This is a genomic window from Devosia sp. LC5 (genome assembly GCF_000735585.1).
In the GTDB taxonomy this organism is placed as follows: domain Bacteria; phylum Pseudomonadota; class Alphaproteobacteria; order Rhizobiales; family Devosiaceae; genus Devosia.
Map to the genome: position 1 here is coordinate 240483 of NZ_JNNO01000034.1, position 12090 is coordinate 252572.

A 12090-nucleotide genomic window follows, 5' to 3' on the forward strand; every position below is an offset into this window, starting at 1 on the left:
AGATGCTTATGGCAGTCTGGCGATATCGAAATTTTATTCTCGCATCGATATTCGGTGAGCTCAAAGGGCGCTTCGCGCGCTCGCGCTTGGGCCTCTTTTGGTCGATTCTTCACCCACTGGCCCAGGCGGCAATCTTTGCGCTGGTGCTGGCCGAAGTTCTCGGCGCAAAACTGCCGGGCATCGAGGACAAAGCGGCCTATCCGATTTATCTGCTCGCCGGCATGGCGGCATGGGCCTTGTTCACCGAGATCCTAACGCGCTGTATAACCGTCTTTGTCGATTATGGCGCAACGCTCAAGAAAATCGCCTTCCCCAGAATATGCCTGCCCGTTATCGTCTGGGGCGGGGCTCTTCTCAACCATGTGCTCTTGCTCCTGGCGATCATGGTTGTGTTCATGTTTATGGGGCATCCGCCAGGCTTGGCCTGGTTCGCGGTGCCGGTCGGGATCGTGCTTATCTCTCTGTTCGCTTTTGGGCTCGGCTTGACGCTTGGGCTGTTCAATGTGTTCGTACGGGATATTGGCCAGGTAATGACTGTGGTTATCCAGCTGTGGTTCTGGCTCACCCCGGTCGTTTATCCACTCCAGATCGTGCCTGAGCACCTGATGTGGCTAACCCATCTCAATCCGATGGTCGCCTTGGTCGGCATCTACCAAAATGCCCTGTTGCTTGATCAATGGCCCGACTTCATGCCGCTCATCATTCCCGCCGCTTTGGCGTTGGGGTTGGCGGGCATGGCTTTCGTCGTGTTCCGGCGCGGCAGCGCCGAATTGGTGGACGCGCTATGACACAGACCATTCTTGCAGTTGAGGGCGTTGGCAAGCGCTATACGAAATATGCATCCAATCTGGGCCGCTTTGCCAATTGGTTCGGAGCCTCGATCAAGCCCGAAAGCGAGGCTTGGGTATTGCACGATATCAACTTTGCGCTCGAAAGGGGCCAGAGCCTGGCACTGATCGGGGCAAACGGTGCGGGCAAGAGCACATTGCTCAAAATCATTACCGGTACCGTGCGGCCCAGTGTGGGCCGAGTGACGTTGAATGGGCGCGTCAGCGCCATTCTGGAATTGGGGCTTGGCTTCAATCCAGAGTTTACCGGGCGTGACAACATCTACCAGGCGGGCGGCCTCATGGGCTTCTCGCACGAGCAATTGAGCCAGCTGATGCCCGAGATCGAGGCATTCTCCGAGCTTGCCGAGTATTTCGACCAGCCCCTGCGGGTTTATTCCTCCGGCATGCACGCGCGGCTGGCATTCTCGCTGGCGACCGCGGTCAGGCCCGACGTGCTGATCGTCGACGAGGTCCTGTCGGTGGGCGACAGCTACTTCCAGCACAAGAGCTTTGATAAGATTCGCCAGTTCAAGGAGCAGGGAACGGCCATCCTGTTTGTGTCTCACAGCATGGGGGATGTGCGCGCATTATGCGACCGCGTGTTGCTCATCGAAAAAGGCACAGTCCTCAAAGACGGCGAGCCCGACATAGTGATCGACTACTATAACGCCATGATAGCCGAGAGGGAAAACGCTCGGTTGACCATCGAGCAAGGCAGAACCAAAGAAGGCTGGTCCTATACACGCTCGGGCACCTACGAAATCACCAGCGAAACACTGGAACTCCTGGACGCAGACACCAGAGAGCCTGTTGCGGTGGCTCGTGTGGGCCAGGAGCTTGTTTTGCGTCTCGTAGCGAGGGCGGGGGCTGATCTGGGCCAACTCGTTCTCGGATATATGCTACGAGATCGCACCGGACACGTCGTTTGGGGAACCAATACCTGGCATACCGGGCAGGCCTTGAAAGACATTGAAAATGGGGAAACGGTCGCGTTCGAACTAAATTTTACCTGCTCGCTTGGCCCTGGATCTTACTCTTTTAGTCCGGCCCTAGTCAGTTCGGATACCCATTTAGAAAACAACTATGAATGGCAAGATAACGCTCTTGTTTTTGATGTTATCAATGCAGATGAAAAATACTTCATCGGAACGAATTTCTTGCCGTCAATATTCAACATTGACCGGAGCGGTCAGTGACTTTCACCTCATACGCCCAAAATTTTGAGGATGTGATTCTTTGGCGTGCGCTCAAGCATGTTGATGTTGGCTTCTACATCGACATAGGCGCGCAGGATCCCATCAAGGACTCAGTAAGTCGAGGGTTCTATGAGCAGGGCTGGCGCGGGGTGCATGTTGAGGCCAATCCCTTCTACTCAGAGCGGCTGCGTAAGAACAGACCTGATGAGGACGTGCTTGAAGTTGCGGTTGATCGGCAAGAAGGCGAAATTGCGTTCTTTGACATAGCAGAAACTGGCCTAAGTACCGGGGATACAGCGGTCGCCCGCGAACACGAGGCTCAGGGAAGGCATGTAACAGAGGTTGTCGTAAAGAGCTGTCCTTTGTCTGTCATTCTGAAGCGATTTCGGGATCGAGATATCCACTGGCTCAAGATCGACGTCGAAGGAATGGAGGAGGCCGTCATTGATGGTTGGTTGCCTTCGGATGTTCGGCCCTGGATCGTTGTGATTGAGAGCACGCTGCCTGGGACGCAGGAGCCGTCAAGTCAGCTCTGGGAGCCCAAGCTTCTAAGTTTGGGGTATGAGTTTGCATATTTCGATGGCCTCAACCGGTTCTTCGTTAGCCTGGAAAAACTCGAGCTAAAAACGGCGTTCGGTGCTGGACCAAATGTTTTCGACAGTTTCATTCTGGCCGACACTTCTGATTTTATCGTCCAGAATGAAGAAACCGGGCACTCCAAGATTGCTGTCTTGGAACGAGAGGCGCGTCGGGCGCTGGAGACCCGGATCGAGGAACAACGAGAGCTTCTTTCCACCGCCAGGCAGCAGTTGCAGGCAGAAAATTTCGCTCGTCTGGCAGTCGAGTCTGAGCTTTCTCATTTGGCGCGACAGCTGGATGCTCTGACGGCATCTCGTTCGTGGCGGATTACCGCGCCATTGCGAGTGGCCGTAGATGCGATGAAATGGTTCAGCGCTGGCGCTTACGCTTGGTTGACTCTCAAACCAGGAACGCGGCCGCGTCGAATGGCGCGACGCCTGGCCGTTAACATGGGTCGTCAGCTTCTAGCCAATCCGAAACTCGCGCGTCGTTCCAGGCGTCTCGCAAGCATGTTGCCTAGTTCGATCCAAGCGAAACTGCGGTCGATGATCAAGGGGGCGGCCGTTATGCCACCAATAAAAAATACGATCGCCCTTTCAGTCACGGACACATCTGAGCTTCCGGCTCGCGCCAAGGAAATATACGCGCTGTTGTTGATAGAGCAGCGTGATCGGAAGGTGGACTGATGCGGATCGTGATTGACCTGCAAGGCGCGCAATCTACCGGCAGCAGGAACCGGGGGATAGGTCGATACTCTATTGCACTTGCCAAGGCCATCATCCGCAATCGCGGCAGTCACGAGGTTTTCGTTGTACTAAGTGATTTATTTTCTGACACAATCGATCCGATTGTCCAGGATTTGCGGAGTATTCTACCCGCTGGCAATGTTCGCGTCTGGAAAGCGCTCGGCCCAACCAATATAATGAAACTGGAAAATAACTGGCGCCGGGTCGTTGCTGAGCAGACACGCGAGGCCTTCCTTGCCAGCCTCAATCCAGATGTCATTCTGGTTAGTAGCATGTTCGAGGGGCTAGGGGATGATGCCGTTACAAGCATTGGCACCATGGGGCCCGGCCCCCTGACTGCTGTCATTCTCTTCGACTTGATACCCTTGATTCACCGCAAGCCCTATCTCGACAACGCCGCGGTCGAAAGTTGGTACCTAGAGAAGATTGAACATTTGCGCCGAGCTGACCTTTGGCTTGCAATCTCGGAGTCATCCCGGCGAGAGGGGATTGAATACTTGGGTGCTACCGAGTTTCGATGCCAATCAATCTCCACAGATGCCGAATCCCAATTCCGGGAAATCGAGATATCGGACGCAGATGAGCGCGCTTTACGCGAGCGATACGCCCTCGATCGTCCCTTCGTGATGTATACGGGCGGCATCGACCATCGCAAAAATATCGAAGGGCTGATTTCAGCTTATGCGAGGCTCCCGGCGGAAATACGCGACAGCCATAGGCTTGCGATCGTCTGCTCTGTCCATCCTGCCGAAAAGGCAAGACTGGAAAATCTGGCCCGACAAGCCGGTCTGGGGCCAGGCGATTTGGTTACGACCGGTTTTGTCCCAGAGGACGATCTGGTGGCACTTTACAATTTATGTACCTTGTTCGTCTTCCCTTCCTGGCACGAAGGATTTGGTTTACCCGCGCTCGAGGCAATGCGATGCGGCGCCCGGGTCATAGGTTCAAATACATCGAGCATTCCAGAAGTCATCGGGCTGGATGAGGCGCTCTTCGATCCGCGATCGGAGGATGCGATGGTTGCCGCACTGCACCGCGGACTGGCGGATGAGGCATATCGCCAGCGTTTGCTGGACCATGGAAAGGTGCAGGCTCAAAGCTTTTCCTGGGACACGAGCGCGCAAAAGGCGATCTCCGCAATGGAGCGCTTGGTGCATGAAAAATTCGGCAAAGAAGTCGCGGGCACGGAAATGACCCCTTGGCGGCCGCGATTGGCTTATGTATCCCCTCTGCCGCCGGAAAGGAGCGGCATCGCCGACTACAGTTCTGAACTTTTGCGCGTTTTAGCGGAGCACTACCAGATCGACGTTATTGTTAACCAGAAGCAAGTTTCCGATCCGTGGATCAACAAAAACTGCGGCATTCGGACCCCAGACTGGTTACTCTCGAATTCAGGATACTATGATCGTGTCCTCTATCATTTTGGGAATTCCGCCTTTCATCAACATATGTTCGATCTGCTCGACGCTGTTCCCGGCGTTGTTGTCCTGCATGATTTTTTCTTGTCTAACATCGCTGCACATATGGAGGCTCTTCACATCGCCCCTGGCTTCTGGGTGCATGCGCTCTATGAGGCGCATGGGTATGTCGCGCTCAAGGAGCGCCTTACGGCAGTGGACACCGCTGATGTGATCTGGACCTATCCATGTAGCTTGCGCGTTGTCCGAAATAGCCTTGGAATGATCAGCCATTCGCCTCATTCACTTCGCCTGGCGAAGGAATGGTATGGCGACGATGGCGAGCAATGGGCCGTCATCCCTCTGCTGCGTAATCCTGCCGTAAGCACAGCAAAGGAAGCGGCACGCAGGAAGCTGGGCATTAAGTCTTCAGATTTCGTTGTTTGCAGTTTTGGGATGATCACCCCAGGCAAGCAAAGTCTGCGTTTGCTTGAGGCCTGGCAGAAGTCGTCCCTGGCGCGCAGTCCGGATTGCCGACTCATCTACGTGGGTGAAAATCATGTTGGCGATTATGGACAAGCACTCGTCCAACGGGCCCAAGAGGGCGATAATGCAGATAGGGTTCAAATAAGCGGGTGGGTAGGTGCGCCCACCTTCCAGGATTATCTGGCGGCCGCCGATATGGCGGTGCAGCTGCGAACGCTGTCTCGTGGAGAGACGTCCGCTGCGGTGCTCGATTGCATGGGCTATGGGCTGCCCACTATTGTGAATGCAAACGGCAGCATGGCTGACCTGCCGGACCATGCAGTTCTGAAGTTGCCGGACGATTTCGACGACGAGGAGCTGGTCGATGCCATCGAACAATTATGGCAGGATCGAGAGCGCAGGGAACGCTTGGGCCTGACGGCGCGCGATTTCATTCTTGATCAACACGACCCGACGCGTTGCGCCGTGCAATATCGTGAGGCGATTGAGGATTTTTATCGCCGGGCCACCCATAGCTGGCGGGGCCTGTCAAAGGCGATCGGCACGATGCCGGATGTTCAACACAATAAGAGCGAACTCATGGGGTTGGCACATGCGCTGGCCCAAACATTCCCGGCCGTACCGCGCCAGAGGCAAATTCTGGTAGACGTGTCCACGCTAGTCGAGCGTGATGCGGAAACCGGCATCCAGCGGGTGGTTCGCAATGTGCTCAGACAATGGCTTCACAGGCCGCCAGCCGGATATCGGGTTGAGCCGGTTTATGCGACCCCAAATTCTGGCTATCGCTATGCTCGGCGCTTCACCCTGGGTTTCTTGGGGTGCAGCGATGAGCTCCTGGAGGACGAGCCTATCGATTTTGCGCAAGGCGACATGTTCCTGGGGCTCGACCTTCAGCCTTATGGAGTCATGATCCACAGGGATTTCTATCAGGAGTTGCGGCGCTATGGTGTTTGGGTCGGCTTTGTCGTTTATGATCTATTGAGCGTACGGATGCCCCAGCATTTTGTGCCGGGCGCAGATGCGGAATTTTTCAATTGGCTCACTGTTGTTGCTGAGAACGATGGCGCCGTTTGCATCTCACGAGCAGTCGCAGCCGATTTGGACCAATGGGTCGATACGCATGTACGCGACAGGAAAGGGCAACTCCGCATCAGCTCTTTTCACATGGGCGCCGATCTTGATGATCATAACGGATCGACCGGTTTGCCGGACGATGCGACCGAGTTTTTGCACCGTCTGACCGCGTCTCCCAGTTTTTTGATGGTCGGAACGATCGAACCGCGGAAGAGCCACGCACAGGTGCTCGCCGCGTTCGAGCTGCTCCTAGAGCAAGGAGTAGAGGCTAATCTCGTCATCGTCGGCAAGCTGGGATGGAGCTCTGAGGCGGTTGTAAAAAAGCTGCGTGGTCATCCACAGCTTGGTAAGCGCATATTTTGGCTTGAGAACGTTTCTGATCAGTATCTCGACCGAATCTATGCTGCCTCAATTTGCCTGATTGCTGCGTCCGAGGGAGAGGGATTTGGCTTGCCGCTAATCGAGGCAGCGCGGCACAAGTTGCCAGTTCTTGCTCGTGACATACCCGTCTTTAGAGAAGTAGCAGGGGCCCACGCAGCGTACTTCCAGGGAGGAACGCCTGAGGATCTGGCAGCAGCTATCAGGCAATGGCTGGAACTATATCGCAAGGACGAACATCCTCGCTCCGATGACATGCCTTGGCAGACCTGGGCGCAAAGTGCCCGCCAGTTGATGCAGGCCGTTGGTCTCGATGCCGCGATCCGCTGACGATGCATATCGGAATTGATGTTCGAAATCTCACTGGCGGGAGTGTAACCGGCATTGCGCGGGTTCTGATAGAGAGTGCACGGGTGCTCGATGAGCGAGGGGCCCGGCTCTCGTTTTTCTGGCCGGGTAGGCGCCAGGCTTCGCCCCTTGATACGTTCACCACGGCCCGGCATGTCGAGAGCGTCTTTCCGCAGGCTGGCGGCGCCGTGGCCTGGCAGTTCACGGGCCTGCCCCTGGCGGCGCGCCGGGCACGGCCGGACGTGTTCTGGGGTCCAGCCCATCGGCTTCCGGCCTTTATGCCGCGCACTATCCCCCTGGTGGTCACCATCCACGACCTTGTCTGGCATCGCCAACCCCAGACCATGACGTTGCGCCGCCGCTTGGCCGATGCGGGCCTGATGCGTCTTGCCGTGCTCCGGGCCGACAAGGTGCTGGCCGACTCCGACGCCACGGCCCGCGACATCGGCGCGATACTCGGCCGCCAGGACGCAGAAACCCTTTATCCCGGTGTCACTCAAATGACAGGGACCCCCCGTGCCGACGTGCTGGCGCGCCATGGACTGGCCCGTGGCGGATACGCCCTTTTCGTCGGCACGGTGGAGCCGCGCAAGAACCTGGTTCGGCTGCTTGACGCATTCACCCGGTCGCGCGCGGCCGCTCGCGCCGATTGGACATTGGCGTTGGCAGGTGGTCAGGGCTGGAAGGATGAGGCGATCCGAGCCCGGCTTGCGCCCTTGATATCGGCAGGGCATGTCCGGGTGCTTGGCTATGTCAGTGACAGCGATTTGGCGGCCCTTTATGCCCATGCGCGGTTTCTTGCCATGCCCTCGCTGTATGAAGGCTTCGGGCTGCCGGTGATCGAGGCCCAGCAACACGGCACGCCGGTCTTGGTATCGACCGCCGGCAGCCTGCCCGAAATCGCTGGAGCAGGCGGACTCGCTGTTGACCCCTTTGACGAGCAGCAACTGGGCCTGGCGCTCGCGCGACTCTTCTCAGACGATACGCTGAGGGCAGGTCTGTCCAGCGCCGCCCACGCCAATGCCCGGCGCTTTGACTGGCAGGCCTATGGCGACCGGCTCACGGCCATTTTCGAGACACTGGCGCGCACCCACCCCAGGTAAGTGGCACTGTTAACGTGCTCCCGCCCGGGTGAGCACCGTCTTGATCGTGCGGAAGATAATGATGATGTCGAGATCGAGCGACACGTGCTTGAGGTAGTAAAGATCGTAAGCGAGCTTTTCGATTTCCTCGTCTTCGGTGCCGGCATAGCCGTGCGATACCTGGGCCCACCCAGTCAATCCCGGCAGCAAGATCTGCCGGTTTACATATAACGGGTTCTGCGCCTCGAGCGCTTCGGCAATCGGCACTGAGACGGGGCGAGGGCCAATAAAGCTCATCTCGCCACGCCAGATATTATACAGCTGGGGCAACTCATCGAGCCGCAACTGGCGCAGCAGATGGCATCCTGGCAGAATGCGTGTGTCATTATCCTGCGCCGCTTCCGGTCCGGCGTCTTTGCGCATGGTGCGGAACTTGTAGAGATTGAAGGCCGAGCCACCATAGCCTCGGCGCTGCTGCACAAAGATAGAGGGCCCGCCATCCACCGCGCGGATATAGAGCCAGATCAGGCCGCAGGCCACAGCAGCCGGTATGCCCAGAACGAGCACGCCGCACATGTCCAAGATCCGCTTAAGCCTGTAATAAGCGATCTGGGCTGGCGAATAGGAAACGTCCGACAGATCGAAGCTTTCAAGATCAACTCTGCCTAGAGCGCCCTCGAGATAGGTCGGCCAGCCCTCGATTTCCAGGCCGCGTAGATATAGGCGCGCTAGCTGGGTTGCCCATTCCGGCGTGTGATGAGCGACCGGATCGATCAGTACTTTCCTGAAGCGCATCTCAACATCGTCGGCGGACACAATAGCAATGGGCCAACCCGCTGCCGCCTGCACATTCTGCGCACCGTCAAATGCCAGCAGGGCGACGCTTCGCTTGAGCTTGCGCACCATCGAAATGTTACCGAACGTTACAAAGAACAGGCTGGAGGGCAGGGTGAGGGCAATGGCGATATAGCTGATGGGAATGCGGAATGCAGAAACCACCGCCACCACCAGACAGGCAGCGAACATGGTGACCAGAAGCGTCATGGTAAAGGGGTGGGTGAGCCGGGCGCCAACGATGAGTAGGCTCGAGGCAATCGCCGGGATGAGGGATGCCGCGACCGCCACCAAGATAATGCTGTGCCAATCGGTCCGCCCCGCGATCCACATTACCAGGATGTAGATCGCCATCGCTGCACCACTCGCCAAGGCGAACGCCGGCAGTGCTGCCTTCGCCGAGTTGGCGTAGGAATTCTGTCGCCTGGACGCCCCCTGGCGGATCAGAGCTTCAAGGCCCTGCATGTAGGGTGGCTTAGGCATGGTTTGTCACTTTGTGCTGGGGCCAGTATTGCGGCTGGTCTGGGCCAGCAGGTGGCGGTCGATGCCGATGGGCTATTCCATAGCGCAAGAGTGTGTCGGGGTGAAGCCGTATGAGGCGGCGCGCGGATTCGCGTTCCCAGATTGCAATCGACGGACAGGGCCGTTTTGTGTATGCGGCAAGTGCCCCGGGGTTTGCCAGAAAGGTATCACGTGAAGATTCTCCACGTTTACAAGACATACCTGCCGGAGGATTTTACGGGCGTGCCGCGCGTAATCCATGCCCTCGCCGAGGGCGCGGCCCGCGCCGGAGCGGAGAGTTCGGTCTTTGCGTTGACGCGGGGTGGACGTTCGAAGTCATTGCATGTGGGGCAGCATCAGGTTCATCTGGCACCGCAAAATCTGGCTGTTGCGTCCACGGGATTCTCCCTTTCAGCTTTCGCCCAGTTCAAATCCCTAGCCGCAACCGCTGATATCATTCACTATCACTATCCGTGGCCCATGGGCGATCTGCTGCATTTCTATGCGCGCCCAAGCTGTCCAGTGGTTGTTACCTACCATTCCGATATCGTGCGCCAGAAGACCTTGCTCCACCTCTATGCACCCCTGCGCGACAGATTCCTGGCGGGCATGGATAGGGTGATAGCAACCTCGTCCGCTTATGCCGAGACCAGTCTGACGCTAAAAAAATTCAGCAGCAAGGTCTGCGTCATTCCCATTGGTATGGACGACAGCCCGGCGCCAGATCCTGCAAAACGGACATATTGGCGAGACAGGGTTGGGACCGGTTTCTTTTTGTTTGTCGGCGCCTTGCGCTATTACAAGGGTATCGACTTTCTGATGCAGGCGGCAAAGCGCAACGGCCTGCCGGTCATCGTGGCAGGATCCGGTGACCCCGCGCCCTGGCAGGGCCCTGGGATCGAAAAAGTGACATTTGTTGGTGAGATTGACGACGCCGACAAGCTGGCCTTGCTCGACTTATGTCATGCCTTTGTCTTTCCCTCCCACCTTCGCTCCGAGGCGTTCGGTATTTCGCTGGTGGAAGCGGCCCGTGCGGGCAAGCCGATGATTTGCGCCGAGATCGGCACTGGCACCACCTTTATCAACATAGACGGATTAACTGGGCTGGTTGTACCACCCGGCGACGCAGCAGCGCTGTCAGCCGCCATGACACTGCTGGCCAATACGCCAGGTATGGCGCGGGCAATGGGGCAGGCGGCGCGTTACCGCTATGAAACACTTTTCCGTGCCCAGTTCATGGTCGATGCCCATGTTGATCTTTATAGTCAACTGCTAGGCGGTCATAAGCCGAGCGGTATAGCTGATCCGCATAGCTGACCGCGCACGGCAGTTTGGGCCAGTTTTGAGCTGGCGCTTTTTCCATCTGACGTAGGACCGATTTTGGCTGGGGATTCCCCCGAGGGTGGCTACCTAGCCCGGTAGACAGGCTGCTCCTATTCCTGTGAGCATGGGAGCTTATGAGTTCACAGAGGTTCACCTCCCGAACTTAAGGAAAGGTCGCCAGGCAGGTGGTTGAATGCCGCTATGGCGTTCCGGATGTTGCGGCACTGGGCGGTCTTGCTGTCCCAGCGCAAGTCGGCGCCACCGTTCCGCAGCCGGTGCAGGATCAGCTTCCGTAAGGTGCCTACTTTAAAAATGCGGGCCACCGAACTTGGTTCTGGCGGCCCGCATCCGGGGTGATGCGCCCTTACTTCAAAAAGTCAGCCACGTTTTCGGCGGTAACGACATCGACGCCGGTATAGATGATGTCTTCCACCGTTTCGCCATTGGTCAGCGCGAGCAGGGTGTCCATGGCGACCTGGCCCATTTCATAGGGGCGCTGGCCGACCAGGCCATGGGCATAACCTTCGCTCAGCAACTGGAGCTGCTGGGGCAGGGTATCGGCGACGACCAGGGCAAGGGCCTTGCTGTCGACATCGGCCTTGAAGCCATCCACGAAGTTCTTCCAGCCATCGGGGGCGAACATCGGCCAGCCGCCAACCGGCACGATGGCGCCGATATCGGGATTGGCGGTCTTCAGATCCCCCATCTGCTGCACGGCCAGGGCAATGTCGTCATTGGAGAAGGTGGGCGAGCCCGGCACTTCGGTCCAGGCCGAGCCGGCCAGGGCTTCGCGTACCCCATCCACCCGCAGGGCCAGGTTGGGCGCGGCAGCGCCGCCCGAAATCATGCCATAGGTGCCACCCTCCGGCTTGACCTGCAGCAGCAATTCGCCCAGCGCGGTGCCGAATTGCTTGTTGTCGGTGCCCACATAGGCCGAGCGCTGGCTATCGGGCGCATCGCTGTCAAAGGTGATGACCGGGATGCCGGCCTCGACGGCGCGGTTGATGACGGTGGTGGCGGCCGCAATGTCCGATACCGAGATGGCCAGGCCATCGACGCCCTGGGTGATCAGGTCTTCGATGATCTGCGCCTGGGTGGCGGCTTCGTGTTCCACCGGCCCGATATAGGTGCAGGTCACATTGCCCAGTTCCGCCGCCCGGGCTTCGCAACCATCGCGGGCCAGATCGAAGAACGGGTTGTTCATCGCCTTGGGAACCACCGCGAAAACCAGGCTGTCCTGGGCAAGGGCAGTGCCTCCCAGCAGCAGCGATGCGATCGTGCCGAGCACGAGGATAGACTTGTTCATTTCTGTTCCT

The 12090-nt window shown here is 57.8% G+C and carries 8 protein-coding genes; 6 read left to right on the forward strand and 2 right to left on the reverse strand.

The features are described from left to right. Window positions 1-8 precede the first annotated feature (8 nt). From FF80_RS15770 to FF80_RS15790, 5 genes are read left to right on the forward strand one after another with little or no spacing between them, the layout of a single operon-like run. On the forward strand, window positions 9-788 hold the full coding sequence (locus tag FF80_RS15770) for an ABC transporter permease (RefSeq protein ID WP_244445798.1): 780 nt from the start codon (window positions 9-11) through the stop codon (window positions 786-788). Beyond that, window positions 785-2026, forward strand: a complete 1242-nt coding sequence (locus FF80_RS15775) for an ABC transporter ATP-binding protein (protein ID WP_035102272.1) — start codon at window positions 785-787, stop codon at window positions 2024-2026. The genes FF80_RS15770 and FF80_RS15775 overlap by 4 nt, the downstream gene beginning before the upstream one ends. After that, window positions 2023-3291, forward strand: a complete 1269-nt coding sequence (locus FF80_RS15780) for an FkbM family methyltransferase (protein WP_081917483.1) — start codon at window positions 2023-2025, stop codon at window positions 3289-3291. Before FF80_RS15775 ends, FF80_RS15780 begins: the two co-directional genes overlap by 4 nt. After that, window positions 3291-7016 (forward strand): glycosyltransferase, encoded by a 3726-nt coding sequence (locus tag FF80_RS15785; protein ID WP_035102273.1) that lies wholly within the window; start codon window positions 3291-3293, stop codon window positions 7014-7016. Before FF80_RS15780 ends, FF80_RS15785 begins: the two co-directional genes overlap by 1 nt. Window positions 7017-7018: 2 nt before the next feature. After that, complete coding sequence (locus FF80_RS15790; RefSeq protein ID WP_035102274.1) at window positions 7019-8137, forward strand: glycosyltransferase family 1 protein; 1119 nt, start codon at window positions 7019-7021, stop codon at window positions 8135-8137. A gap of 9 nt (window positions 8138-8146) precedes the next feature. Here the strand turns inward: FF80_RS15790 and FF80_RS15795 are convergent, their stop codons facing one another. Continuing rightward, the gene (locus FF80_RS15795; protein ID WP_081917484.1) at window positions 8147-9433 is read right to left on the reverse strand and encodes a sugar transferase; all 1287 of its coding nucleotides are present in this window, start codon (window positions 9431-9433) and stop codon (window positions 8147-8149) included. 210 nt (window positions 9434-9643) lie between these two features. Here FF80_RS15795 and FF80_RS15800 point away from each other — a divergent pair, with 210 nt between their 5' ends. After that, window positions 9644-10768 (forward strand): glycosyltransferase, encoded by a 1125-nt coding sequence (locus tag FF80_RS15800; RefSeq protein ID WP_035102399.1) that lies wholly within the window; start codon window positions 9644-9646, stop codon window positions 10766-10768. Window positions 10769-11138: 370 nt separating this feature from the next. Here FF80_RS15800 and FF80_RS15805 read toward each other — a convergent pair whose 3' ends face one another. Then, window positions 11139-12080: a sugar-binding protein gene (locus FF80_RS15805; protein WP_035102275.1), complete on the reverse strand. Its 942-nt coding sequence runs from the start codon at window positions 12078-12080 to the stop codon at window positions 11139-11141. Window positions 12081-12090: the final 10 nt, after the last annotated feature.

Bases quoted from the DNA above. Each gene is read 5' to 3' on its own strand.
- FF80_RS15770 (WP_244445798.1), top strand. From the start codon at position 9: ATGGCAGTCTGGCGATATCGAAATTTTATTCTCGCATCGATATTCGGT.
- FF80_RS15775 (WP_035102272.1), top strand. From the start codon at position 785: ATGACACAGACCATTCTTGCAGTTGAGGGCGTTGGCAAGCGCTATACG.
- FF80_RS15785 (WP_035102273.1), top strand. From the start codon at position 3,291: ATGCGGATCGTGATTGACCTGCAAGGCGCGCAATCTACCGGCAGCAGG.
- FF80_RS15790 (WP_035102274.1), top strand. From the start codon at position 7,019: ATGCATATCGGAATTGATGTTCGAAATCTCACTGGCGGGAGTGTAACC.
- FF80_RS15795 (WP_081917484.1), bottom strand. From the start codon at position 9,433: ATGCCTAAGCCACCCTACATGCAGGGCCTTGAAGCTCTGATCCGCCAG.
- FF80_RS15805 (WP_035102275.1), bottom strand. From the start codon at position 12,080: ATGAACAAGTCTATCCTCGTGCTCGGCACGATCGCATCGCTGCTGCTG.